This window comes from Pseudoalteromonas sp. MB47, from assembly GCF_011319765.1.
GTDB lineage: Bacteria > Pseudomonadota > Gammaproteobacteria > Enterobacterales > Alteromonadaceae > Pseudoalteromonas > Pseudoalteromonas simplex.
The window spans coordinates 81,016-105,258 of record NZ_VFBD01000020.1 but is presented as its reverse complement, the minus strand read 5'-3'; the positions used below and the strand labels follow the sequence as shown (position 1 = coordinate 105,258).

Sequence of the window (24,243 nt, the reverse complement as noted above, 5' to 3'; positions counted from 1 at the left end):
TTTAGATACTACGGCGCTTGTAGTTTCGATATTCTGGAAGCCAGTAGTTTTTCTCGATTGCTGCCCATAGCGCTTCATCGCTCAGCTCAAGTGCCACACCTTCTTCCATCGCTTTTTTCGCAACCGCAAATGCAATACGTTTACTTAACGCTTGGATTTCAGTCAGTGCAGGTAATAAGCTGCCTTTACCAGTGTTTGCACGTGGTGAAGACTCAGCAAGTGTTTCACTTGATACAATTAGCATTGCATCAGTGATGCGCGTTGCTTTAGCAGCGATAACGCCTAAACCAATACCCGGGAAAATATAACTGTTGTTACATTGTGGGATTGGGAATGTTTGGCCGTTATACTCAACCGGATCAAATGGGCTACCAGAAGCAACAATCGCTTGGCCGTTTGTCCATTCAATAACATCAGCAGGAAGTGCTTCAACTTGCTTAGACGGATTACTTAGCGGGAAGATAATCGGTTGTGGGCAAGATGCGTGCATTGCACGAATAACCTGTTCAGTGAATAAACCAGGCTGGCCAGATACACCAATTAGAATGTCTGGTTGCGCACAGTGCATTACATCTAATAGTGATGCGTACTCACCGCTGTAAGTCCACTCACTTAAGCCATCTTTAGATTGGCAAAGTGCTTGTTGGAAATCACGTAAGCCTTCCATACCTTCAGTAAGTAGACCAAAGCGGTCAACCATGAAAATTTGCGAACGCGCTTGCTCATCGCTAATGCCTTCAGCAACCATAGTACTAATGATTTGCTCAGCAATACCACAGCCTGCAGAGCCTGCACCAACAAACACAACTTTTTGCTCAGAAAGTTTCGCGCCTTTAACACGACATGCAGCGAGTAAAGAACCTACAGTAACCGCAGCAGTACCTTGAATGTCATCGTTAAAGCTACAGATTTCATCACGGTAGCGTTTTAATAATGGCATTGCATTTGGTTGTGCAAAGTCTTCAAACTGAAGTAAAACACTTGGCCAACGACGTTTAACTGCTTTAATGAATAGATCTAAAAATTCGTCATATTCTTCTTGCGAAATACGCTTATGGCGAGCACCCATGTACATAGGGTCGTTAAGTAGTTTTTCGTTATTCGTGCCAACATCAAGCATCACTGGTAACGTATATGCAGGGCTAATACCACCACACGCTGTATAAAGTGATAACTTACCAATTGGAATACCCATACCACCAATACCTTGGTCACCTAGACCAAGAATACGCTCGCCGTCAGTCACAACGATAACTTTTACTTTGCCTTTAGTGGCATTACGTAAAATATCATCAATTTGGAAACGATCTTCATAAGAAATAAATAGACCACGGGCACTGCGGTAAATGTCTGAGAACTTTTCACAAGCATCACCTACCGTTGGCGTGTAGATAATAGGCATCATTTCTTCAAGATGATCACGCACTAAACGGTAGTAAAGTGTTTCGTTGTTATCTTGAATAGCACGTAAGTAAATGTGCTTGTTTAAGTTATCGCTAAAGCTTGAATACTGTTGATAACAACGCTCAACTTGTTCTTCGATCGTTTCATAACGCGGTGGCAGTAAACCGGCTAAGTTGAAATTTTCCCTTTCTTTTTGTGAAAAAGCACTGCCTTTATTTAATAGTGGCGTTTCAATCAGACCTGGGCCTGAATAAGGAATATAAAGATAATTTGGATCGGTATTTGTAGTCATATTTCCAAGCTTTGATGCGTCATAATTATGACCTGACATTATTACTCTTGAAGGCGAAATTGCAATGACAATTCACCTTGTCAGACCATTGAAGAAAATGAATTTTATGCTCTAAATAGCATAGCAGATAGTATACATGAAAACTCAGCAGCTTTAAGGCTGCTGAGCTTGTTTTTAGTGGCTTTTATCACTTAAAGCGATGCCTTCGCGACGCGGATCGGCTGCGCCATAAAGTTTACCGTTTTTAACTTCAACAGCATGTAAACCAGAGTTTAAATCTAGGATACGAACTGTGTGTCCGCGGTTAACAAAATCAGCTTCAGCGTTGGCAAGCTCAGTGCCCTTTTCGAGGCTTGTGTAATTATTACGATTAGTAATGCGCGGTAAGTTAATGGCTGTTTGCGCATCTAGGTTCCAATCAAGCACTCCTACAACCACTTGAGCTACATAATCAATAATACGGCTACCACCCGGCGAACCAACCACTAAACGTAAGCTGCCGTCTTTGTTAAACACCATGACTGGCGACATGGAACTACGCGGACGTTTACCTGCTTCAACACGATTAGCCAATGGCTTACCATCTTTAGTTGGCGATAAAGCAAAGTCGGTTAGTTGATTGTTTAAAATATACCCGTTCACCATTACTGTTGAACCAAACGCCATTTCGATAGAACTTGTCATCGACACAGCGTTACCTTGGCTATCGACAATCGAAACATGGGTCGTTGATGGCAGCTCGTATGCATCATCTTGCGCGTATGCAACTGAGTTTGGCGGTGTGCCTGCTTCTGCGTGAGTATCTTTTTCAGAAATAAGTTTTGCGCGACCAGCAATGTAGTTTTTATCGAGTAATCCTTGTGTCGGGATTGTCATAAAATCTGGGTCGCCCATATACACGTTGCGATCAGCAAACGCTAAACGTGATGCTTGGGTAAAGTAATGTAGAGCTTGAACAGAGTTTGGTTTAAGTTTAGCCATATCTTTATGTTCAAGTAAGGCTAAAATCTGTAACACAGCTACACCACCGCTACTAGGTGGTGCCATTGAGCACACTTCGTACTGGCGATAATCAACACACACAGGTGCGCGCTCTTTGCTTTTGTAATTGGCTAAGTCTTCAACCGTTAATGTACCCGGTGCAACAACTGAGTTTTGCACTGCATGCACAAGCTCTTTAGCGTTTTCACCTTTGTAAAATGCATCAATGCCCTGTTTCGCTATATCTTTATAAAGCGCGGCTAGTTCAGGATTCTTTTTCACGGTACCTACAGCAAGCGGTTTACCATCAGGGAAGAAGTAGTCACGAATAACAGGTAGCTTAGTAACCCCTGGGTTTAATTCTTTAGCCAATAATTGATGTAAACGCGGCGACACAATAAAGCCTTTATCAGCCAATTCAATGGCAGGGGCAAACAAGGTTTGCCACTCTAACTTGCCATAACGTTTATGGGCAGTGGCAAAGGCATCTAAAATACCCGGTACACCAACAGAACGACCACCTACAACGGCTTCAATCCATTTTACGGCTTTACCGTGCTTATCTAAAAATAGTGTTTCATCAGCATTGCTTGGAGCCGTTTCACGGCCATCAAAGCTAGTTAGGCTTTTGGTTTTGTTGTCGAAGTACATCATAAATGTACCGCCACCGATCCCCGACGATTGCGGCTCTACCAGTGTCAGTACTAATTGGGTTGCAATAGCAGCGTCAACCGCTGAGCCGCCTAGCTCAAGCATTTTTTGCCCTGCTTTTACTGCATAAGGGTTTGCTGCTGCGACCATGTACTTATCGCCTTCAACAACCTGCTTATGAGCAAAGCCCGTTGCAGCTTCAGGTTCGCGAGTTTCAACTTTTGCAGGGGCTGCGAAAATAGCAGTTGAATAAATTAATGAGGTGGACAGAGCTAACAGCGCTTTGGTTTTGAATAACATAAATAAACTTAATCCCGTAGTGTATTTGGCATCTTAAAATTAAACGTGCACAATAGGCGACAATCTCAGATACACCAAAAATAACATGATAAACCTGCCCCTGAAACTAGAATATATTCTGCCGCCACTGTGTTTAGTAATACTAAGTTCCTCATTTGCTACGTTTAACTTAAATGAATATCTTGAATTTAACCGTGAGTTAGTTGCAAATGGTGAATTTTGGCGTATTTTCACTAGCCAATTTGTGCATGCTAATTGGCCACATTTAGGCTTAAATTGCGCCGGAATTTTATTAGTTTGGGCTCTACACGCTGAGCATACAAGCCCTGCTCGCTATGCGTTTAATATTGCCATTCTTGCATTATGGTGTGGCTTAGGTGTGTGGCTATTTTGCCCAGATATCCAAATTTACACCGGATTAAGTGCCCTACTACACGGTGTGATCATTTGGGGAGCAGTTAAAGATGTACAAGCAGGCATGCTATCAGGCTGGTTATTGTTCGCTGGTACTTGGGCTAAAGTGATTTGGGAGCAAATAGCAGGCCCAAGTGAATCGGTGAGTCAGCTAATCGCCTCTAATGTTGCCATTGACGCCCACTTTATCGGCGCAGTTGGCGGCACACTGCTGGCTTTGCCTATCTTCATTAAAATAATAAAAAAGCGCGGGTAACTAAAACTTTTAATACAAACAAAAACAGCCACTTAAAGTGGCTGTTTTTAATTTACGCTATTGATTAAAGCGTTTCTTTAAATAGCTTATGAATACGACGGTATTCATCTAACCAGCTTGATGGTTGTACAAAACCATGCGGCTCAACTGGGAAGATAGCTGTTTCAAAGTTTTCTTTTTCAAGTTCAATTAAGCGCTGTACTAAGCGAACTGAATCTTGGAAGAATACGTTGTCATCAACCATAGGTGCATTAATTAATAAACGGTTCTTAAGCCCTTCAGCAAAGTAAATTGGTGAGCTCTTTTCATAGGCAATTGGGTCAACATCTGGGTGGTTTAAGATGTTAGACGTATAAGGACCATTGTAGTGAGCCCAATCAGTTACCGGGCGAAGTGCAGCACCTGCTTTGAATAAATCAGGTTGCGTGAATAGCGCCATAAACGTCATGAAACCACCATAAGAACCACCATAAGTGCCTACAGCTTGTGTATCAACGTTTGCGTTGTCTGCCATCCAGCTTACGCCGTCTGCTAAATCTTGGATTTCAGGTGTACCCATTTGACGATAAATAGCTGTACGCCAATCACGGCCATAACCTTTCGATGCACGGTAGTCCATGTCCATTACTACGTAGCCTTCTGAAGCAAGTAGTGAGTGGAACATAAACTCGCGGAAGTAACCAGACCAACCCATGTGTGAGTTTTGTAGGTAACCAGCACCGTGGTTAAAGATAACCGCTTTACGGTTTTTACCTGTTTCGCCTTCTTTATAATCAGCTGGGTAATATACTTTTGCGTAAATTGGCTGATCAGTGTGGCTTGAAGGCACAGCAACAATCTTAGGTGCAATTAGTTTCTTCGCTAAAAACTCATCAGATACCGTGTGCGTTAACTGCGTTGCTTGGGTATTTGCTTTTGCATCAGCAACATAAAGCTCAGGCGGCGACATAATTTTTGAGTGAGTTAGCAATAGTTTGCTTTCATCTGGGCTTAACTGGTAATCAGTCATACCATCAAGGTTTGTTACTTGCTCAGATTCACCGGTTGCAGGGTTTACACGATAGATTTCGTAAAGACCTGGGTGCTCAACGTTTGCTTTGTAGTAAATCGCTGAGTTATCAGCCGTTAACGTTAAGTTAGAAACAACAAATTGGCCTTTAGTAAGCTGCGTTGCTTTACCATTAAGTGGCTTTTTGTAAATGTGGCTGTAACCAGACTCTTCAGATAAATAGTAAAGTGTGTCTGAGTTGTTCAACCAGCCAAAATCATTGTATGCATAGTTAACCCATGCATCGTCGTGTAAACGGTGCTGTGAAACAAGTTTGTTGTTTTGTGTATCAACAGTCGCTAACCAACGGTCTTTGTTGTCCCATGCTTCAAGCATTAGTGCCACTTGTGAACCATCTGTGTTCCATTGGATTGCACTTTGATCCCAACCCCAATCCATCATTAAGTTGATGGCACGTGGTGCTTTTTCAGACTTGTAAGTTTTGCCATCACGAGCGTAGTTTTCTTTCTTAACTGCTGCAAGTACGTCTTCATCAAAACCAGGTAAGGTATCGAACGCAAGGGTTGTTTGCTCGCCTGATTTAAGGTCGATGTAAACAACGTCTGAGCTGATTGGTTTTTCATCAGCAACACGACGGCGTACTTTTTCTGCTTTAACGCGTGCATCATCGGCAATGTAATTAGGCATGATATCGCCTTCATCGCGCCATGAACGGCTTTCTGTGGTTACTGCAACAAGTGCTTGGCCATTTGGTGAAAGCTGTACATCTGCTAAACGCTTACCTTTACCTAAATAAAACTGTGCATTAGCAATGCTGTCGTTTTGTTCGTTGATCTGTGCTTTACGCTCTTCACGATCTTTTTTGTTTTTGTGCGTCAGCGCAATGTAATCAATTAGTTTGTGCTGCTCTTTTGCAATGTAAGTGTCTGGCTCTTGTACACCTTTAGGTGCATCGTCTAGGTGTAAGTTAACTAATTCAACTTGACGACCCGTTGCTAAATCAACTTTATAAAATGCATTACCTTGGCGATATGCAAGGCTACCATCAGTTAAAAACTGTGGTTTTGATTGCTGTGCGCTATCGTGAGTGATTTGTGTAATTTGCCCAGTGCTTAGGTTTTTAACGAAGATATTACCTTCAAATGCATAAGCCTGTTGTTTTTTATCTGCTGAGTAAACGGCATTTTTAGCGCCTACAGTGTGTAGTTTGTTTAACGCTAATTGTGATGCAGATTGGCTATTTACCGCTTGAACGTATAAATCGCGTAACTCATTGCCTTGTTGCTTTTGTGCATAAACGATGCTGTTAGAATCGCCATTCCAGAAAGCACGCTCAGGCTGACGGCCTAACCAATCAGGGTGAGCCATTGCTTGCTCTAACGTGATTTCAGCTGAACCTGTATCAGCAGGAGTAGCAACAACTGGTGCTACATTGGTAACTTGTTCTTCAGAAGGCGTTGAGGCGGTTGATTGACAACCTGCTAGCATGAAGCTAGATGCGACTGCGAGAGCCACTAACGTTTTATTAGCAGTGGTTTTGAATTTCATAGTGCTTCTTACGGGTTATTATAATTCGCCCTATTTAAGCAGAAGCACTGATGAAATAGCAATTTTTATAGGATAAACAGCCAAACTTTTCCGTTTAATAACAGCTTATTTTAAGCTGATATCAAGCCATACCATACGGTGATCAGATGATGCGTTCCGATCTTTAATTAAGCGGAACAGTTCAGAGTTTTTCTGTGGCCAAAAAACGCCACCATCGTTTATTTCAATACCATAATTTGAAGGTAAAACGTAATCAGCACGAGCCTGCCAATAAGCGGTATAGTTTTTAGCGTAATCTTCTTTATACGATTCTTTTGCACCTTTGCTTGTTGGCGTAAAAGAGGTATTCACTAATGGATTTTTTAAAATTTGGTCTGTGGTATTCGGGCGTGCCTTACCCCCTTCTGGCGCAGCATTTAAGTCACCAACAATAACAAAACGGCTTTTCGCTTTTAAGCCACCTTTTTGACCTTTATCATCGTAAATGTAGTTAGCATTGTTGATGTAATCTGCAACTAGGCGTACTTCATCGTGGTTACGCTTACCGTTACGGTCTTCGTCACCATCAAAAACAGGCGGCGTTGGGTGCGATGCAAGCAAATGAAACGTTTTGCCTTTTACATCTATTGGTAAATCCCAAAATGATTTAGAACTTAGGTGAATTGCTTGCCATTCCTCAGCAGAATACCAATCTTTACCTGTTTTAGGGTCGGTAGGCATTTGTGCATTTGGCATATCTTTGTATTTGAATGTTTGTAATGTACGCGCTTTATCTAAATCGATTGGGTAGCGCGACAATACTGCCATTGCATAATGCCCCTCAAAGAAGCCAAAGCCGTGTGCGTCGCCTTTGTAATGCCCCTTTACACCATCGTTATCTAGGTCGAACTCAGTAGGTAAACCAGTGTTAACAGGTGCAATAAAGTAATACGGGTAATCGATGGCAACTTGCTTATTTTGCGATACTTGCAGGTAGTTTTTACGAAATACGTTAATGCCTTTGTCGGCATCAATATAATCAAACTCATTGAGTAAAATTACATCAGGTCTTACGCGCTGAATAATTTCGGCAATGTTACGAATTTGCTGGTGGTTGCTGGCTAATGCTTTACTAAGAGCATCTTTATCTATTGCTTCGCCTTTTTTAGCATAGTTAGTGGCATCCATACTCACATTAAAGGTAGCAACACGTAAATCAGCAGCCGATACATTGTTAGCAAAAAGGCCTACTGCCATTGCTATTGAAGAAGTTAATAAAGCGTTTTTCATGAAATAAATCCGTCTACTATAAGTAGTAAAATAATACTGCTGACAATGATCCATAAGATCATCGCCATGATAAAAGGTTTAATGCCTGCTTGTTTTAAGACTGAAATAGATAAACCACTACCAATCAAAAATAAGGTCATTACTAACACTTGTTTAGCACCCACATTGAGTGCATGCCACAGTGTTTGGTACTCAGGAAAGCTTGAATTAATCAGTGCCGCCGCTAAAAAGCCAAATATAAACAATGGGATACTGGCTTTTTCATCCGATTTCCAAAACACACCCGCAATGCTTGTATAAGGGATTATCCACATCGCTCTAGTTAGTTTAATGGTTGTGGCAATAGCAAGTGCTGATGCGCCATACGCAGCGGAAGCCCCCACTACACTACTGGTGTCGTGAATAGCAAGTGCAGCCCATACACCGAATTGTTGCTCAGTCAGGCCAAAGTAATGACCAATCATTGGGAATAACACTAAGCCAAGGGCGTTTAATAAAAACACCACAGCGAGTGATATAGCTACTTCGTGATCTTTGGCCTTTATAACCGGCGCCATTGCTGCAATGGCGCTACCACCACAAATGGCTGTACCAAAAGAAATAAGTACACCGGTGTTTTTATTTAACTTAAATAACTGAGATAAAATTTCACCAAGGCCAATAATAGCGGTAATACTAACAATAGTAAGCACAATAGAGCTGCGACCTACTTCTATTACTTGATTAAAATCAACAGCAAAGCCTAAGCCAATCACCGCCAACTTTAGCATCCATTTACTTATTTTTTGTGACTGCACTGCAAATGGGTTGCCTAATATCATGGCAAATAAAGCACCGACGACAAGTGCCGTAGCAGAGCCAACAAATGGTAATGCTGATACTAAAAATAGTGCAATAAATAGAAACTGCTTTGGGCGTTCGGCTATCACAACGGTACTCTGATAAGTTTATTGGTTAGCTTATGCACCACAGGTGCAACAAAAATAACAGTAGGAAACGCCACACAAAATGCAAAAGCCCATGCTTTAAGCCAAATGGTTGCAATGTTATCGATTAAACCAACGTTAAAAATGCTGATCACTAAAGACATAAATCCAGACATAAACAGCGCCATAAAGAACGCAAATACGACTGTTCTTAATCGAGGATGTAACATAACGATCTAATATTAATATAAAAATATTAGTCTATAGCAAGATGACCCTGACGCAAGTGCTTTGAGACAAGAGGTACAAAATTAGCGAAGTTTGCGGGTAATTAAAAAGCCGAGATAAACTCGGCTTTTAGAATTTAAACTGATTAGTTTAAAATAAGTTGAGTGCTGGTATCAGCTACTCCTGGGTAGTCTTGCTCTGGTAGAATTTCAGCCAGTGCCGCTAAACGTTCACCTAATTGGTGAAGGTTATCAGCCGATACATTGATATGACCCATCTTACGACCTGGTTTAGCCGTTTTACCATACCAGTGACTTGTAACGTCTTGCGTTGCCAGTACTGAGTGTGGGATTGAAGGCTGACCAAGTACGTTGATCATGGCAGTAGGACGAAGACACGCTGTACTACCTAATGGTAAACCTGCAACAGCGCGCATGTGGTTTTCGAACTGTGAGCAATGTGTACCCTGCTGTGTCCAGTGACCAGAGTTATGAACGCGTGGCGCAATTTCGTTAACTAATAACGTACCTTGTACGTCAAAAAACTCAATTGCTAATACACCCACATAGTCAAGCTCTTGCGCTAACTTGTTAAAAGCAAGCTCTGCTTGTTCTTGAATTGCTGCTTTTTCTTTACCCGCAACTGAAAGCGTAAGTACACCATTGGTGTGTTGGTTTTCAGTCAATGGATAAATAACGGTGTTACCCGCTTTGTCGCGTGCACCAATGATAGATACTTCACGGTCAAATGGGATCATCTTTTCAGCGATAATAGAATGCGGCGCACTTTCAGTGCCTGATGCAATGAAATCTGCCATTTCTGACCAAATTTGGTCAATTTGATCATCAGACTTTAAGCGCCACTGACCTTTACCATCGTAACCTGCTTGGCAAGTTTTGATCACAAGCGGCTTGCCTAAACGCTCTACGGCAGCAACAAGGTGCGCTTTTTCTGTAATTAGCTGGTAAGGCGCGCATTCAACATCTGTTTTATCAAGTAATGCTTTTTCAAGTGCGCGATCGCCACCTGTTTTAATTGCCGCTTTACCCGGATAAAACTTATTGCTTTGACAACATAATGTAAGTACATCATCAGGAATGTGTTCAAACTCTGCTGTAATCGCGTCTGCGTTATCAATAGCTTGTTGTAATGTGCTGTTATGAACTTCACCAGTTAATGGGTGAATGATTTTTTCACTACCCACATCGTAGGCAACAACATTTAAATCAAGCGGTGCACCCGCTAAGCTCATCATGCGAGCTAACTGACCTGCACCTAAAATTAGAATATTCATATTACTCTGCAGGGTTAGGGTTAGCTAAGATAGTGTCTGTTTGTTCTTTACGGAAAGCTTCTACTTTTGCGAAGATTTCAGACTGTTGGCAACCTAAAATTTGTGCTGCTAAAAGGCCAGCATTTGCAGCTCCCGCTTCACCAATAGCAAGGGTACCTACCGCAACACCTTTAGGCATTTGGCAGATAGATAATAACGAATCAACACCATTAAGTGTTTTAGACTTAACTGGTACACCTAAAACTGGCAGTGATGTAAACGCCGCAGCCATACCTGGTAAGTGCGCAGCACCACCGGCACCGGCGATAATAATTTTAATGCCGCGATCTGCAGCTGAACTTGCATAGTCAGCAAGTAATTGAGGGGTACGGTGAGCAGAAACAACTTTAGTTTCGTATTCAATGCCGAATTTTTCTAGCATTAACGCCGCATGTTCCATCGTTGGCCAGTCTGATTTGGAACCCATAATAATGCCAACAGTCATAAATACACCTCAGTTAAATAGTTTTCTAAAAAGCGGACTTTTGTCCTTATTTTGTGGCGGGTATTATATACCTAACTCACATCAAGATGCGAGTTTCAGTTGGAATTAAAAGCGATTTAGGCAAGGCATTGATTGCAAATAATAGTGGTTCTATTGTTAAAATCGATAACGCAGTATAAATCGCTTTTAAACCAACCCGTTGGGCGCTTCACAGGCACTCACTCTCATCGTTGTTACTTCTTAAAAGGGACTGCCATTTCTACAAAGTAACGCCTTGATATTAAGCACCTGTGAAACGCTGAATTCTGTATCTTGATGTGGTTTGGGTATATCCCCTAACTCACATCAAGATGCGACTCTAGAAGCACAAAAAAGCCATGACATGCATGGCTTTTAATCACTCATCAGCTAATTAAGCTTCTTTGCTTGCTAGGTACTCAGTGTATGTACCTTTAAAGTCGATAACTTTGCCGTCTTTGATTTCCCAAATACGGTTAGCTAGTGATGATACAAATTGTCTATCGTGAGATACGAACAATAATGTCCCTTCGTATGCTTCAAGTGCTAAGTTAAGCGCTTCGATAGATTCCATATCCATGTGGTTGGTTGGCTCATCCATTAATAAGATGTTTGGTTTATGCATCATAATTTTGCCAAACAGCATACGGCCTTGCTCACCGCCTGAAATCACTTTTACTGATTTTTTGATATCGTTTTGTGAAAACAGCATACGACCTAAGAAACTACGAACAACTTGTTCGTCGTCACCTTCTTGTTGCCATTGTTCCATCCACTCAAATAAGTTCATATCTTGTTCGAACTCGTCAGCATGGTCTTGTGCATAGTAACCGATATTAGCGTTATCAGACCATTTAAATTCACCTTGTTTTGGTGCTAAACGACCAGCAAGGGTATTTAATAGTGTGGTTTTACCAACACCGTTCTCACCGATAATTGCAATACGCTCACCTACTTCAACTAGGCCTTCAAGGCCACTGAATAATGTTTCTTCAAAGCCTTGCGTTAAATTTGTTAGCTCTAAGGCATTACGGAATAATTGCTTTTCTTGCTCAAAACGAATAAACGGGCTTTGACGAGAAGATGCTTTAACTTCTTCAAGCTGAATTTTGTCAATTTGTTTAGCACGTGATGTGGCTTGCTTTGCTTTTGAAGCGTTCGCAGAGAAGCGCGATACGAACTGTTGAAGTTCGGCAATTTGGCTTTTCTTCTTGGCATTTTCGCTTAGTAGACGCTCACGAGCTTGCGTTGCAGCAAACATGTACTCATCGTAATTACCTGGGTAAATACGAAGCTCACCGTAATCGATGTCGGCCATGTGTGTACAAACTGAGTTTAAGAAGTGACGGTCGTGCGAAATGATGATCATGGTACAGTCACGCTGGTTTAGTACGTCTTCTAGCCACTTGATGGTGTAAATGTCCAAGTTATTGGTAGGCTCATCGAGTAGCATGATATCTGGATCAGAAAACAGCACTTGTGCAAGTAACACACGCAGTTTAAAACCCGGTGCTATTTCTGACATAGGGCCGTAGTGTTGCTCTGTGCCAATACCTACACCAATTAGCAACTCACCTGCTTTAGCTTCTGCCGAGTAACCATCCATTTCGGCAAACTCAGTTTCTAGGTCTGCTACACGCATACCGTCTTCTTCGCTCATCTCAGGTAAGCTGTAAATACGGTCACGTTCTTTTTTTACTTCCCACAGCTCTTTATGTCCCATGATTACTGTGTCGATTACAGAAAACTCTTCGTAAGCAAACTGGTCTTGGTTTAGTTTAGCAATACGCTCGTTTGGATCTGTGCTGACATTACCTGAAGATGGCTCTAGTTCACCACTTAGGATTTTCATGAAGGTTGATTTACCACAGCCATTCGCACCGATTAAACCGTAACGGTTACCATCGCCAAATTTTGCTGAGATATTTTCGAATAAAGGTTTAGCACCAAATTGCATGGTGATATTAGCTGTACTAATGATAGCGGTACCCTCCAGCGGGTAAAAAGTAAAAACGAAACTGCGGGCAATTTTAAACTAAAGCCGCTTGGCACGCCATGAAAGATTAGTTAAATCAATTCCTCAATTTACAACTTAAATTGGTAGGTCTACATTTAGTGAACACGCTCACTTTTGTTAGTGAACGCGCTCACTTTTAAATTTAACTTTAAAAATTAAGATATTAGCTATGGGTAATTACGATAAGACACATCAGCATATTTTAAATGTTGCTTGGCAACTTTTTTCTAAACATGGGTTCAAACAAACCTCTACACGGCAAATATCTTCTACTTGTGGTATTGCAATCGGTACTTTGTTTAAACATTTTGATAGTAAAATTGCGATTTTAGAAGCATGTCTTGATCTAAGGTTTCATGACGTATTAGAACTTGCCAAAGAAACCGACATTCACCGCCCTCCTCGTCTTAAAATCAATCATTATGCTCAATACTTTTATCAATTTTACTGTTTACATCACCGCTTTTATAAAGTGCTTTTTAGCCAACGCTTGTTTTGCAAAACCTTTCAACAACAACACATGGAACTAATTCAATCATTAGTATTTGCCGATCAACCCCAATTTAATAAAGTTAAAGCTGCTATATTACTCGACTGCTATTTTATGACCTTATTGTATGGATTGGGCGCTGAAACTCCGAATACAAAATTGATGCTGAGAACGCTGAGTCAGAAAGTGTCTATATTTTAAGCTCACTAACTCATTGATAATTCGATACTGTGAACCTAAAGTGAATAATTTTTCCTCAAACAAGGTTTGTTGCATGATAATTTTTCACTTTTGACCCAATTTTAGCTTTGATAATCTCCGACTCTTAACTAAATTATACCTATTAGGGACAATATTTAATCAAGGTACATTATGAAAAGAACACACGCTGCCTTTTTTGTTGCGGGCATGATAAGCATGCCTACAGCGAATGCCATCGAGATCTACAACGATCAAACCAATAGTGTCACTATAGGTGGCTTTATAGATGCAAGGGTTATTAATACACAAGGTGAAACAGAAGTAGTTAATGGTGCATCACGAATCAATTTAGATTTTAAGCGTCAATTAAAAAATGGCTGGCAAGCCTTGGCATTATTAGAATGGGGTGTAAACCCTGTTGGTAGTAGTGACATTATTTATAATAATCGCTTTGAATCGATTCAAGATGAGTTTTTATATAACCGACTTGGCTATGTTGGCCTTAAACATGAAGACTATGGTCAAATTACATTAGGCAAACAATGGGGTGCATGGTATGACGTTGTTTATAACACCAACTACAGTTTAGTGTGGGATGGTAACGCCGCGGGTGTTTATACCTACAATAAAGATGACGGTGCAGTAAATGGTACTGGTCGCGGTGATAAAGTACTACAGTATCGTAATACGTGGGGAAAATTTCATCTTGCCCTACAAGCGCAACTAAAATCAGATGACTTTTATACCTGCGACATTGCAGACATATCACGAAGTTCATGTGAACTGTTATTTAATCAAGGTAATGCCGCAGCTCAAAGAGTAGAGTTTAATTCAACCTATGGTGCGGCTATCACCTACAATGCAACAAGTAATTTAAAATTTACTGCAGGGGTTAACCGAGGTGAATTTGATATTGTTTATGCAAACGGTCGCGATCAACTCGTTACAGATCTTATCTATGGTGTTGGTGTTACTTATGGTGATTTTTATAAACCAGGCTGGTATGCATCAGCAAATATAAATAAAAACGAAAACCACGACACCGACAACTTAGGACGCTTAATCAAAGATGCCGTTGGTTTAGAGTCAATTCTAAGTTATCGCTTTGATAATGACATTCGTACTTTTGTTGCCTGTAACGTATTTGATGCAGGTAGTGACTATGTTATTCAGCCTAATTTTAATGCCGACCCTGAAGATGTGTTTAAACGCCAATTTGCAGTTTTAGGTGTGCATTACTTTATGGCTGAAGATACCATTTTATATATCGAAGCTCGTAAGGATTTTAGTGACTTTTCAAGTAATGACGCAGAGCAAGAAACACAGATGTCTCAAACCGAAGATGACGGTATAGCTATCGGTTTTAATTACACTTTGTAGTTACGATAAACACTAAGCCCACTATTGTGGGCTTTAAACTCGCGATAAATCACTTACGTACATATTCAATACATTGAGTTACCATTCAAAGTCTCTTGTGGGATCTGTTGTATTGAATCCCAGTGTTCAACAATCTTGCCATTTTCATCAAACCGAAAGAAATCCATAGTGACATATTGGTCATTCATGGGCCATATTTGGTGAGTATGAAGTGCAACAAGATTACCTTCTGCTATGGCACGAACAAAATCAATTTTCTTATCTGGATATTCATTATGCATTTTTTCAAAATAAGCAATGAATGAGGCTGTTCCATCACCAACTAAAGGATTATGTTGTATGTATACTTCGCCTACATACTTTTCAACCGCTAGAGATGGATTTCCTAGATAAGCGGTTTTGTAAAACTCAATAGCATTTCTCTTATTTAATTCTAAATCAACCGACATTTAGCACCTCTTCACAAATTTGTTGATTATGCTTGTATTTAAGAAATGTAAGACAAGCTAATTACACATTTTACTAAAGCATAATAGTTCCTTTTCTGAATATGCTATTTCTACCAGAGCTATTAACAGATAACTAGCCAGAAAAGTTAGCAATGGAGCGTTCAAATTTCTGATAAAAACGAATGACAGTTTCACTTCACTTTAGGAAATAGCTTATATGTTACGTATGTTGGAATAGGTACGTGTTAGCAGAAAAGTAAGCTATTAATTTTTTAGCGAATCTAAAATGTATACAGTATAAGTAAACCAAACTAGCACTTTAAGCACCTTCAAACTTTACTACACGCGAACGGCCATTCTCTTTGGCAAAATAAAGTGCTTTATCAGCATTATTCAAAAGTTCATCAAGTGAAATGCCGTCTTTACCATACACAGCGACACCTGCGCTAAACGACATACCTATATTTGAGTTATCAGGTGTCATTAGCTTTATGGTCTTAGTTGTTTGAAGTAGTGTTTCTGTATTGGCAAAACAAACCGTGTCTTTATTGTTTATTTGGATAAGGCAAAACTCTTCACCGCCAAGTCTTGCAAAATAACACGTATCATCAATGCTATCTTTTACATGCTTCGCAAATGTGACTAATACTTGGTCGCCAAAATCATGGCCAAATGAATCATTAAAACGCTTAAAGTGATCAAGATCGATAAGAGAAACAGTACAACTAAAATCTTTATGATTTGATTGTAACTGACTGAATTTTGCAAACAAGGCTCGCCTATTTGGCACATTTGTTAATTGGTCCGTATGAGCAAGTTCAAACATTTGCTTACTGTAGTCTTCTAACAATGAGTTTGTTCTGTTAAACAAAAACTGGTTTCTCTTAAGTTCGGTGATATCCTCACCTTCAACAATGACGTGCTCACCCACTACATTGGCAGTAAATCTAAATATATGACGATAAGAACCGTTATTAATTTCCACTTCAAGCTTATCTGTATCGTTTTTTAATAATTTTGAGCTAATTAATTGCGCTAAGTGTCTATTGACTGGGTTATTAGATGCATTTAGGTAATGCTGTGCAACAAGTTGAAATGAGTTGTTTTGAAATACTTCCTTGTGTTCATTAGCCGAAAAAACAACGACAGGTAACTGCAAATAATTTAAAACAGAATAATTTTTGTCGTTTTGTTCTGACCCTAATGACATACGATAAAGTCTCGTTTTGTTTCAAGCTTAGCTATGACTTGCTTCGCGTCGTCTTCTGATATTCCTTGTTCAGAAAATGTAAGCGACAAGATATTTATCATTTCTTGCCAATCTTTAAGATTAATACCTAAATTTTTATGGGCTTGTGCTAGCTGTTCATCACTGATGTAATCAGGTCCACCCATTAAAGATGAGATAAAACTTGTTTGATGATGAATTAACCTTTCCATGTTGGTATGTTTAAAATGAGCATTAAGGGTTTCTGACTTCAAAATATTGTCATAAAACTTTTCTATGACTTTATAAATTCGAGAAAAACCACCGTATTTGATAAACAAAGAAGATTCCACATCGAGTCCTGTATTATCGATAAATATTTAAGTAGCTAATAAGGCACCACAAAAGATGACAAGAAAGTCTGCAAGCTATTGATATTTAAATTATAGAAAGGAAAAGAGATTTTGCATTTTTGAATAAGCAAATAATGGGATTATTCTCATTTGTTGCACGTGAATATTAATAGCCCCTCTTACACACCATATCTGTTGATTTAAAAATCTTAAATTCAAAGATATTTGCCGAGATTGAAATAAACCTCAAAACAGTATGATGTGTTCTTTTCATGGTTGATGGCTATTACAATGAATAATCACGTTCTACCTTAGCAATACGCGTTGTAAAGGCGCTGTACCATTTGTCTCTACCGAGCTGTTGGGCGTTTAAGTGCTCAACGTTTTGTTTCCAGGCTTTTATTGCATCTAAGTTTTGCCAATACGACACTGTAATTCCCAAACCATCACGAACAGACTCTATACCTAAATACCCAGGTTGTTGCTCTGCAAGTTCAACCATTCTATTAGCCACATTTTCATAACCGGCGGTATCGTCAGATAAGGTATTCGTAAAAATCACGGCGTAATAAGGCGGTCATGGTGTATTCGCTATCATGGCTGTTACTTCCCCCTACTTGGTTCAAAACCATCATAACATGGAATTTTTTCGTCAAATGTATCCCAATTTGCTTTAGAGCTTACAAAGTTATGGCTGATCGGGCGCTCATTTATATCGCTATCTAATAAACCTAAGCGAATACGTAAGCGGCTTGGGTCATCTTTATTCTCGCTATAAATAGGTGAGCCACAATAGCTACAAAAATAACGAATTCTGCCGGGTTTAAATTCAAACGCGCTTAGATGCTGCTTACCTTCTGTGAGGTTAAAACCATCTCGTTGAATAAAGCCATTGGTTGCGTAGGCTGTGCCTGAGTTTTTACGACATAAGGAGCAATGACAATGAATAATTGAGTCTATACCACCAGCAATAGTTACTTTTACTTTGCTGCATAAACAACTTCCTTGATACATAGTCCCTCTCAGGTTTAAAGATTAATAACCGCGATGCTTCCAAAATTCAGTGGCAGTGCCTTCGGCTTCCTTTAATAAGTTAAAGGATTTATCAGCAATTATATGGCCATTTAACTCAATAGTCATGCGCCAAATACCTACTTTATTGTCAACAGGTGCCCATATCGTATCACCTAAATAAAACTGCCAATCGTTTGTTTTAACGTACTGTTCGCCCTCAAACGGTGGCATGATCTCGCCATCTTCATCCGGAATATCTGGGTGGTAAACGCAAAATTTAATTTTTTGTCCTTTGGCCTTTTTAATGTTAACTATAAAGCCAAATTCAATATCTAACTGTGCAGGAACGTCTGTTGTAAACTCGGTGATTTGTGGCAGGTCTTTCTCTTTTGCATCCCAATGACTGTAAATGCCGTAACTTTCAATAGTGGTAATTGGCTTTGCTTTTGCCATAGCTGCAAGCGCTCCTTTTTAAAAATGAGGCGCTATTTTATAGTAGCAACCCTAGCAGAACAAGATTGTACTATTATAGTAATTAGCTAACGTATTTTACCCAGTGAGTGTCATGTTGTTGAAAGCCACATTTAGTTAAAAGTTTAATACTTGCGCTATTATTTGGGTTAACTAAAGCTAACACACTGTTTAGCGGAGCAGGTACAAAGGTCGTCAGTTTTTCAAATAGCATATCTAGTACCTTTTGCATTATTCCTTTGCCAAAGTATTGTGACGACAACTCAAACCCCAACATGCCCTGCCCGTCAATTATGTTAAATATGCCTACGCTGCCAATAACCTGCCCACTACTTCGTAAAACAATAACTAAACGAATGCCTTGTTGATTATAAAAACGTTCTATGTCGCCTTGAATAAAGTCGTACACGTCACCTTTCGTTATATCAGCGCCGTAATCATTAAACGTTTGTACTTGCGGATCTTTTAAAATATCCCATATCGCTTGGCAATCTCTATGACGAATTGGACGTAAGTCAAAGGCTAAGTCATCGTGGCTAGACACGTTAATTTCTTCTTTTTGCTTTATGAGCTGGCATTATTGTCTTACTATAAACGCAATTTCAAGCAATTAGATTAAGTTCGATGAGTGAAGAATTTAAAGTAATTCAACCTACCACCACAGTATACTGTAAAGAACGCGGTGAAGGCTGGACCTTAACAGGGATCACCAGTATTGATGAACATACTTCTGTGATGTTTGATGGCGTAAGGTATACCTTACCGGCCCGTGAAATTGTTGAGGTATTATTGCCACAACAACTCGAGCGAGAGAAAAACCAATAATAAAAAAAGCCAGCATCAAGCTGGCTTTTTCGTTTTTAAATTAACGTAATGCGTTAATACGCTCATCAAGTGGTGGGTGTGATGAGAATAACTCAGCAACACCTTTACCGCTTGCAATACCAAACGCCATCATTGAACCTTCTAGTTGTGATGGGTGGTTTTGTTTTAAACGCTCAAGGGCGCTGCGCATTTTATCTGCACCTACTAGTTTTGCTGCACCGGCATCCGCAGAGAATTCGCGTTTACGGCTATAGTAAGCAACAATCACACTTGCTAGAACACCAAATAACATTTGGAAAATCATATCGAACAAGAAGTATGTCCAGCTACTCCCACCCTCTTCTTCATCACTATTAAGGAAGTTATCAACAATACCTGCCAATACTTTCGCCAAAAAGATAACAAAGGTATTCACTACACCTTGGATAAGTGTCAGCGTTACCATGTCACCATTTGCAATGTGTGACACCTCATGAGCCAATACCGCCTCAGCTTGATCTTGATTCATGTTGTGTAATAAACCTGTACTCACAGCCACCAGCGAGTTGTTCTTACTTGGGCCGGTCGCAAATGCGTTCATTTCAGGGCTATCATAAATAGCCACTTCTGGCATCGCGATACCTGCTTTTTTAGCTTGCGCTGCTACCGTCGAAACTAACCATTGTTCTGTTTCAGAACGAGGTTGTTCAATAACATGTGCACCAGTTGATTTTTTTGCCATCCATTTCGACATAAATAACGAAATAAACGAGCCACCAAAACCAAATACGGTCGAAATAACTAAAATGCCGCCTAGACTGCGATGGCTAATACCCAGTACGCTCATCACAATAGACAACACAATACCTAACACTAGCATTACCGCTAAGTTAGTCAGTAGAAACAAAAATACACGCTTCATAAAAACCTCAGAATAAACATACCAATTGTATTAACTAACGACATGGTTAAAAATCGTTAGTTAATAAAATTATCTGGGTGTTCTACCAACTCAGTTTAGGGCTTATGCAATTGGTTGCAAGGAACTAATTGCAATCAATTGTGACAGAGTATGTCAAAAGTAACAACTCAATTATTATGGGTTGATAGATAAAATTTCAAGTAAGGTTTTGTAAATTTTTAATTTAGGGGTGCCGTCTGTATACGGACTAATCGCTAAAAGCGGGAAAGGCAATGCTGATTTTAGTGTTTCTAAATTGGCCTCTTGTTCACGCATGTTTGGGTCTACATGATTTGCAATCCAACCCACACAATTTACACCGAGCGCTTTAAAGTGAGCAGCTGTCAATAGTGCGTGATTAAGGCAACCAAGCTTCATGCCTACTACTAGAACAACATCAAGGTTTTGTGATTTAACCCAATCGCACAGTAAATCAGTTTCGTTGATAGGTAAACACCAACCGCCTGCACCTTCTGTAAGAATATAATCGGTATTGAGTGCTTTTACATTTGCATAAGCAGTATCGAGCTTATCAAATGTCAGTCTGTCACCTACTTGGGCAGCTGCAATATGCGGTGCAATGGGTGGCTCATAGGTAAAGGGGTTAACTATGTTATATTTAACCCCAATTGATGAGCTTTCCATTAAGGTTAATGCATCATCATTCACTAGCTGACCAAATGCTTCTTCTGCGCCTGCTGCAATAGGTTTAAAACCAACCGCACGCTGTTTATGTTGCGCCAGTAAGTTTAATAATAAACTGGTGACATGGGTTTTTCCGGCATCGGTGTCTGTACCCGTGATAAAAAATTCTTTCATTTTTTAGTTAATTCTATTTTTCTAGTTCTAAAAGGACAACTTGATAGCTCACTCTAGCATGCCCATCAACCAGAGGGTATGCCCTACAAACACTATTAAGTGCCTGTCTTGTCAATAATCCTTTGCGTTTTTGCTTAGTTTGCAATGAGGTAGCACCAATCGCTTTTATTGAGCGCAGAGCATCTAAGGGAGAGTTATAGGCATCTATATAACATCTATCGGCTGCAAAATTGAGCTTAAACCCTGCTAATTTTGCATACTCAATAATGTGACTAGCACTATGAAACTGATTAATATGGCTTTGATCATCTAAACAAGCAAAAGCCTGTTTGATCTCTTTAAGGGATCCATCTACCACGCAGCTTAAATAAACCTTACCGCCTGCTTTTAGGGAGTAAAAAAGACTTTTAAGTAGTGCCTCTAAATCAGCAGACCATTGCATTGCAAAATTACTAAACACACAATCAAGAGAGTTTTGCTGTAATGGTAGGTTATCCATATCAGCACACACTTTTAAACAACGCGGGTTATGCTCTGTGCTTAGCATGGAATGACTTAAATCCATTGCCAATACAGTATCAAAATGTGTTTTAAGCATTGCCGTATTAACTAAAGGCCCAGCTCCTAAATCAAGGCAAGTACCCTGCTGATGTTTACTTGCCATCATTTTAAATAAGTGTGCAGCTGCTTGTTTTTGTACATTAGCATGGCTCGCGTAATTTGCAGCCGCTTTAGAGAACTTAGTTTGTGTTGTTTGCTTATTACTGTGTTGAAAGCTTAAAGGCGCTTGCAGTTGAACACTCATAAACACTCCACTAGTGAATCAACAAGCTGTTTTATATCGTATGCTTGATGTGCGCTACTTATGGTTACTCTGAGTCGTGCCGTATTAAATGGCACCGTGGGCGGTCGAATAGCGGTTAACCACACGCCTTTCTCTTTAAGCTTATTAGCAACGGCAAGCGTGTGTTCTGCATCGCCCAATACCAAGGGCTGAATTGCCGTTGTTGATTCCATTAATGCCAAGTTATGCTCTTTGGCAAGTGCTCTAAAGTAGGCAATATTCTCTGTAAGCTGAGAGCGTCTCTTATCTGCTTTTAGTAACTTTTCGAGTCGCTCAAGAGTACAACTTGCCATCAGTGGTGACATCGCCGTTGAATAAATGTATTCGCGATTAAACTGCAACATGTAATCAATCATTTGCTTTGATGCAAGCAGGCAAGCGCCACTACTTGCCAGTGCCTTGCCAAAGGTGATGATCAGTAAATCAGGCTTGATTGCCTCACAACTGCCTAAGCCTTGCTCGCCTAACACACCAAAGCCATGGGCATCGTCAATCATCAGCCACGCGTTGTATTGTTTAGCGAGTTTACAGAGTGCTTCAATGGGGGCTTGATCGCCATCCATCGAAAACACCCCTTCGCTCACTATAAGCTTATGCTTTGCTTTTGACTTTTGTAACCGAGATTCTAAGTGCCTAAGGTCGTTATGATTAAAGCGCACCATGGCAGCGGCAGAATGAAGGCCGCCATCAATTAGGCTGGCATGATTAAGCTTATCTTGAAAAATTGCCGATGATTGCGCCACGCTTTTATCTTGAAACAATGCTTTTAATACGCTGCTATTAGCACTAAATCCGCTATTAAATAACATGGCGCTTTCGTAGCCTAATAACTCGCATAAACGCTGCTCAAGCTGTTGTTGTGGTTTATTATAACCATTCACTAATGCTGAACTGTGGCTACCTAGTTGCTGCGCTTGTATCTCAATAAAACCATCCGAAAAGCCAAGGTAGTCATTACTGGCAAAATTTAAATACTGTTTGCCTGCAACCTGAATAAAGCGCCCGCTTGATTGCTCAACAAGTTGACGCTTTCTCAGTAATGCCTCTGCTTGACGCTCAACAAGATGCTCGGCAATAAAATCAAAAGCCATTTAATTGCTACGCTTCGTAAAATAGTTCTGATGTTGCTTTATCAGCAACTTTTGATGAAAGTGATGCTGCAACCGCTTCATCAGAATAATCTTCACGAGTTTCTGGGTTCATGCCTAATTTTTTAATCAGCATCATGTCTGCGTCTGCTTCAGGGTTTTCTGTAGTCAGTAGTTTATCACCGTAGAAAATTGAATTAGCACCAGCAAAGAAACACATAGATTGCATTTGTTCATTCATCGCCGTACGACCAGCTGATAAACGAACATAGCTTTTCGGCATCATGATACGTGCAACAGCAATGGTACGAATAAACTCAAAATGGTCTAAGTCTTCGACATCTTCAAGTGGCGTGCCTTTAACCTTAACCAACATATTAATTGGCACACTCTCTGGCTGCTGCGGCAAATTAGCTAATTGCATTAATAAACCAAAACGGTCAGCAGCCTGCTCGCCCATACCTACAATGCCGCCAGAGCACACTTTCATGCCCGCATCACGCACGTTATCGATGGTGTTTAAACGGTCTTGGTAAGTACGTGTTGTAATGATCTGCTGGTAATACTCAGGTGATGTATCTAGGTTATGGTTGTAGTAGTCAAGACCCGCGTCTTTTAATGCATGGGCTTTTTCGTTATCTAGCATGCCAAGCGTCATACAGGTTTCAAGGCCGAGCTCTTTAACCTCTTTTACCATTTTTGAAATATAAGGCATGTCACGCTCTTTCGGATCAGACCACGCAGCACCCATACAAAAACGGGTTGCGCCTTTTTCTTTGGCAACACGCGCTTGCTCAACCACTTTTTCTACTTCCATAAGGCGTTCACGGTCTAAGTCTGTTTTATAATGACCTGACTGAGGACAATATTTGCAATCTTCTGGGCAAGCACCGGTTTTAATCGATAACAAAGTAGAAATTTGTACTTCATTTGGATTGAAGTTTTCACGATGCACACTGGCCGCTTTAAATAACAAATCATTGAACGGCATTTCAAATAATGCTTTTACTTCTTGGTGAGTCCAATCGTGACGGACAACTGCGTGCTCCATAATAGTCTCTTTTTTTAAAT

At 40.2% G+C, this 24,243-nt stretch carries 25 protein-coding genes; 4 read left to right on the top strand and 21 right to left on the bottom strand.

The features are described 5' to 3' along the window. Nucleotide 1 precedes the first annotated feature (1 nt). Entirely contained in the window at nt 2–1,696 is a 1,695-nt protein-coding gene (locus IMPJCBKJ_RS10065) for an NAD-dependent malic enzyme (RefSeq protein WP_166340422.1), read from the bottom strand. A gap of 174 nt (nt 1,697–1,870) precedes the next feature. Further along, complete coding sequence (gene ggt / locus IMPJCBKJ_RS10060) at nt 1,871–3,628, bottom strand: gamma-glutamyltransferase (RefSeq protein WP_054553879.1); 1,758 nt, start codon at nt 3,626–3,628, stop codon at nt 1,871–1,873. An 85-nt stretch (nt 3,629–3,713) separates the two neighbouring features. Here ggt and rrtA point away from each other — a divergent pair, with 85 nt between their 5' ends. Beyond that, entirely contained in the window at nt 3,714–4,298 is a 585-nt protein-coding gene (gene rrtA, locus IMPJCBKJ_RS10055) for a rhombosortase (RefSeq protein WP_166340107.1), read from the top strand. Nucleotides 4,299–4,362: 64 nt separating this feature from the next. On the opposite strand, the gene IMPJCBKJ_RS10050 is transcribed toward rrtA, so the two are convergent. The 7 genes from IMPJCBKJ_RS10050 to IMPJCBKJ_RS10020 all read right to left on the bottom strand — a co-directional run bounded on the left by IMPJCBKJ_RS10050 (nt 4,363) and on the right by IMPJCBKJ_RS10020 (nt 13,055). Further along, complete coding sequence (locus IMPJCBKJ_RS10050) at nt 4,363–6,855, bottom strand: prolyl oligopeptidase family serine peptidase (RefSeq protein WP_166340105.1); 2,493 nt, start codon at nt 6,853–6,855, stop codon at nt 4,363–4,365. A 105-nt stretch (nt 6,856–6,960) separates the two neighbouring features. Next, nucleotides 6,961–8,124: an endonuclease/exonuclease/phosphatase family protein gene (locus IMPJCBKJ_RS10045; protein WP_166340103.1), complete on the bottom strand. Its 1,164-nt coding sequence runs from the start codon at nt 8,122–8,124 to the stop codon at nt 6,961–6,963. Then, nucleotides 8,121–9,053, bottom strand: coding sequence for a putative sulfate exporter family transporter (locus IMPJCBKJ_RS10040; RefSeq protein WP_166340101.1), 933 nt, complete (start codon nt 9,051–9,053; stop codon nt 8,121–8,123). Before IMPJCBKJ_RS10040 ends, IMPJCBKJ_RS10045 begins: the two co-directional genes overlap by 4 nt. After that, nucleotides 9,050–9,280, bottom strand: coding sequence for a DUF2798 domain-containing protein (locus tag IMPJCBKJ_RS10035; protein WP_166340099.1), 231 nt, complete (start codon nt 9,278–9,280; stop codon nt 9,050–9,052). Before IMPJCBKJ_RS10035 ends, IMPJCBKJ_RS10040 begins: the two co-directional genes overlap by 4 nt. A gap of 143 nt (nt 9,281–9,423) precedes the next feature. Beyond that, nucleotides 9,424–10,572 carry a 5-(carboxyamino)imidazole ribonucleotide synthase gene (locus IMPJCBKJ_RS10030; protein WP_166340097.1) on the bottom strand — a complete coding sequence of 383 codons (1,149 nt, stop codon included), beginning with the start codon at nt 10,570–10,572 and terminating at the stop codon, nt 9,424–9,426. Between the two features lies 1 nt (nt 10,573). Then, nucleotides 10,574–11,056 carry a 5-(carboxyamino)imidazole ribonucleotide mutase gene (gene purE / locus IMPJCBKJ_RS10025; RefSeq protein ID WP_166340095.1) on the bottom strand — a complete coding sequence of 161 codons (483 nt, stop codon included), beginning with the start codon at nt 11,054–11,056 and terminating at the stop codon, nt 10,574–10,576. A 412-nt stretch (nt 11,057–11,468) separates the two neighbouring features. Continuing rightward, on the bottom strand, nt 11,469–13,055 hold the full coding sequence (locus IMPJCBKJ_RS10020; RefSeq protein WP_082401562.1) for an ABC-F family ATPase: 1,587 nt from the start codon (nt 13,053–13,055) through the stop codon (nt 11,469–11,471). Between the two features lie 205 nt (nt 13,056–13,260). Here IMPJCBKJ_RS10020 and IMPJCBKJ_RS10015 point away from each other — a divergent pair, with 205 nt between their 5' ends. Both IMPJCBKJ_RS10015 and IMPJCBKJ_RS10010 read left to right on the top strand, forming a co-directional pair. Next, nucleotides 13,261–13,782, top strand: a complete 522-nt coding sequence (locus IMPJCBKJ_RS10015; RefSeq protein WP_166340093.1) for a TetR/AcrR family transcriptional regulator — start codon at nt 13,261–13,263, stop codon at nt 13,780–13,782. A gap of 171 nt (nt 13,783–13,953) precedes the next feature. Continuing rightward, nucleotides 13,954–15,162, top strand: a complete 1,209-nt coding sequence (locus IMPJCBKJ_RS10010) for a porin (RefSeq protein WP_166340091.1) — start codon at nt 13,954–13,956, stop codon at nt 15,160–15,162. 65 nt (nt 15,163–15,227) lie between these two features. Here IMPJCBKJ_RS10010 and IMPJCBKJ_RS10005 read toward each other — a convergent pair whose 3' ends face one another. From IMPJCBKJ_RS10005 to IMPJCBKJ_RS09975, 7 genes are all read right to left on the bottom strand, one after another. Continuing rightward, nucleotides 15,228–15,611, bottom strand: coding sequence for a nuclear transport factor 2 family protein (locus tag IMPJCBKJ_RS10005; RefSeq protein ID WP_166340089.1), 384 nt, complete (start codon nt 15,609–15,611; stop codon nt 15,228–15,230). A 319-nt stretch (nt 15,612–15,930) separates the two neighbouring features. Further along, entirely contained in the window at nt 15,931–16,821 is an 891-nt protein-coding gene (locus IMPJCBKJ_RS10000; protein ID WP_166340087.1) for a GGDEF domain-containing protein, read from the bottom strand. Beyond that, nucleotides 16,812–17,171: a group 1 truncated hemoglobin gene (locus tag IMPJCBKJ_RS09995; protein ID WP_054553893.1), complete on the bottom strand. Its 360-nt coding sequence runs from the start codon at nt 17,169–17,171 to the stop codon at nt 16,812–16,814. The genes IMPJCBKJ_RS10000 and IMPJCBKJ_RS09995 overlap by 10 nt, the downstream gene beginning before the upstream one ends. A 286-nt stretch (nt 17,172–17,457) precedes the next feature. Then, nucleotides 17,458–17,733 carry an antibiotic biosynthesis monooxygenase gene (locus IMPJCBKJ_RS09990; protein WP_346774159.1) on the bottom strand — a complete coding sequence of 92 codons (276 nt, stop codon included), beginning with the start codon at nt 17,731–17,733 and terminating at the stop codon, nt 17,458–17,460. A 41-nt stretch (nt 17,734–17,774) separates the two neighbouring features. Next, nucleotides 17,775–18,185, bottom strand: a complete 411-nt coding sequence (locus tag IMPJCBKJ_RS09985) for a GFA family protein (RefSeq protein ID WP_138599572.1) — start codon at nt 18,183–18,185, stop codon at nt 17,775–17,777. Between the two features lie 21 nt (nt 18,186–18,206). Then, entirely contained in the window at nt 18,207–18,638 is a 432-nt protein-coding gene (locus IMPJCBKJ_RS09980) for a DUF3859 domain-containing protein (protein ID WP_138616765.1), read from the bottom strand. Between the two features lie 82 nt (nt 18,639–18,720). Continuing rightward, complete coding sequence (locus IMPJCBKJ_RS09975) at nt 18,721–19,200, bottom strand: GNAT family N-acetyltransferase (protein WP_166340085.1); 480 nt, start codon at nt 19,198–19,200, stop codon at nt 18,721–18,723. An 80-nt stretch (nt 19,201–19,280) separates the two neighbouring features. Between IMPJCBKJ_RS09975 and IMPJCBKJ_RS09970 the strand changes: the two genes are divergently transcribed. Continuing rightward, nucleotides 19,281–19,481 carry a hypothetical protein gene (locus tag IMPJCBKJ_RS09970; RefSeq protein ID WP_054553898.1) on the top strand — a complete coding sequence of 67 codons (201 nt, stop codon included), beginning with the start codon at nt 19,281–19,283 and terminating at the stop codon, nt 19,479–19,481. A gap of 40 nt (nt 19,482–19,521) precedes the next feature. Here IMPJCBKJ_RS09970 and htpX read toward each other — a convergent pair whose 3' ends face one another. The 5 genes from htpX to bioB form a co-directional block, all read right to left on the bottom strand. Next, complete coding sequence (htpX, locus tag IMPJCBKJ_RS09965; RefSeq protein ID WP_166340083.1) at nt 19,522–20,382, bottom strand: protease HtpX; 861 nt, start codon at nt 20,380–20,382, stop codon at nt 19,522–19,524. A gap of 174 nt (nt 20,383–20,556) precedes the next feature. Then, nucleotides 20,557–21,240: a dethiobiotin synthase gene (gene bioD, locus IMPJCBKJ_RS09960; protein ID WP_130166356.1), complete on the bottom strand. Its 684-nt coding sequence runs from the start codon at nt 21,238–21,240 to the stop codon at nt 20,557–20,559. A 13-nt stretch (nt 21,241–21,253) separates the two neighbouring features. Then, nucleotides 21,254–22,045: a methyltransferase domain-containing protein gene (locus IMPJCBKJ_RS09955; protein WP_138616769.1), complete on the bottom strand. Its 792-nt coding sequence runs from the start codon at nt 22,043–22,045 to the stop codon at nt 21,254–21,256. Beyond that, the gene (locus tag IMPJCBKJ_RS09950) at nt 22,042–23,175 is read right to left on the bottom strand and encodes an 8-amino-7-oxononanoate synthase (RefSeq protein ID WP_166340081.1); all 1,134 of its coding nucleotides are present in this window, start codon (nt 23,173–23,175) and stop codon (nt 22,042–22,044) included. Before IMPJCBKJ_RS09950 ends, IMPJCBKJ_RS09955 begins: the two co-directional genes overlap by 4 nt. 7 nt (nt 23,176–23,182) lie before the next feature. Further along, the gene (gene bioB, locus IMPJCBKJ_RS09945; protein ID WP_054553903.1) at nt 23,183–24,223 is read right to left on the bottom strand and encodes a biotin synthase BioB; all 1,041 of its coding nucleotides are present in this window, start codon (nt 24,221–24,223) and stop codon (nt 23,183–23,185) included. Nucleotides 24,224–24,243 lie beyond the last annotated feature (20 nt).

Excerpts from the sequence above, each read along its gene's own strand:
- IMPJCBKJ_RS10065 (WP_166340422.1), bottom strand. The coding sequence starts at position 1,696 with ATGACTACAAATACCGATCCAAATTATCTTTATATTCCTTATTCAGGC.
- ggt (WP_054553879.1), bottom strand. The coding sequence starts at position 3,628 with ATGTTATTCAAAACCAAAGCGCTGTTAGCTCTGTCCACCTCATTAATT.
- rrtA (WP_166340107.1), top strand. The coding sequence starts at position 3,714 with ATGATAAACCTGCCCCTGAAACTAGAATATATTCTGCCGCCACTGTGT.
- IMPJCBKJ_RS10050 (WP_166340105.1), bottom strand. The coding sequence starts at position 6,855 with ATGAAATTCAAAACCACTGCTAATAAAACGTTAGTGGCTCTCGCAGTC.
- IMPJCBKJ_RS10045 (WP_166340103.1), bottom strand. The coding sequence starts at position 8,124 with ATGAAAAACGCTTTATTAACTTCTTCAATAGCAATGGCAGTAGGCCTT.
- IMPJCBKJ_RS10035 (WP_166340099.1), bottom strand. The coding sequence starts at position 9,280 with ATGTTACATCCTCGATTAAGAACAGTCGTATTTGCGTTCTTTATGGCG.
- IMPJCBKJ_RS10030 (WP_166340097.1), bottom strand. The coding sequence starts at position 10,572 with ATGAATATTCTAATTTTAGGTGCAGGTCAGTTAGCTCGCATGATGAGC.
- purE (WP_166340095.1), bottom strand. The coding sequence starts at position 11,056 with ATGACTGTTGGCATTATTATGGGTTCCAAATCAGACTGGCCAACGATG.
- IMPJCBKJ_RS10015 (WP_166340093.1), top strand. The coding sequence starts at position 13,261 with ATGGGTAATTACGATAAGACACATCAGCATATTTTAAATGTTGCTTGG.
- IMPJCBKJ_RS10010 (WP_166340091.1), top strand. The coding sequence starts at position 13,954 with ATGAAAAGAACACACGCTGCCTTTTTTGTTGCGGGCATGATAAGCATG.
- IMPJCBKJ_RS10005 (WP_166340089.1), bottom strand. The coding sequence starts at position 15,611 with ATGTCGGTTGATTTAGAATTAAATAAGAGAAATGCTATTGAGTTTTAC.
- IMPJCBKJ_RS10000 (WP_166340087.1), bottom strand. The coding sequence starts at position 16,821 with ATGTCATTAGGGTCAGAACAAAACGACAAAAATTATTCTGTTTTAAAT.
- IMPJCBKJ_RS09985 (WP_138599572.1), bottom strand. The coding sequence starts at position 18,185 with ATGTATCAAGGAAGTTGTTTATGCAGCAAAGTAAAAGTAACTATTGCT.
- IMPJCBKJ_RS09980 (WP_138616765.1), bottom strand. The coding sequence starts at position 18,638 with ATGGCAAAAGCAAAGCCAATTACCACTATTGAAAGTTACGGCATTTAC.
- IMPJCBKJ_RS09970 (WP_054553898.1), top strand. The coding sequence starts at position 19,281 with ATGAGTGAAGAATTTAAAGTAATTCAACCTACCACCACAGTATACTGT.
- htpX (WP_166340083.1), bottom strand. The coding sequence starts at position 20,382 with ATGAAGCGTGTATTTTTGTTTCTACTGACTAACTTAGCGGTAATGCTA.
- bioD (WP_130166356.1), bottom strand. The coding sequence starts at position 21,240 with ATGAAAGAATTTTTTATCACGGGTACAGACACCGATGCCGGAAAAACC.
- IMPJCBKJ_RS09955 (WP_138616769.1), bottom strand. The coding sequence starts at position 22,045 with ATGAGTGTTCAACTGCAAGCGCCTTTAAGCTTTCAACACAGTAATAAG.
- IMPJCBKJ_RS09950 (WP_166340081.1), bottom strand. The coding sequence starts at position 23,175 with ATGGCTTTTGATTTTATTGCCGAGCATCTTGTTGAGCGTCAAGCAGAG.
- bioB (WP_054553903.1), bottom strand. The coding sequence starts at position 24,223 with ATGGAGCACGCAGTTGTCCGTCACGATTGGACTCACCAAGAAGTAAAA.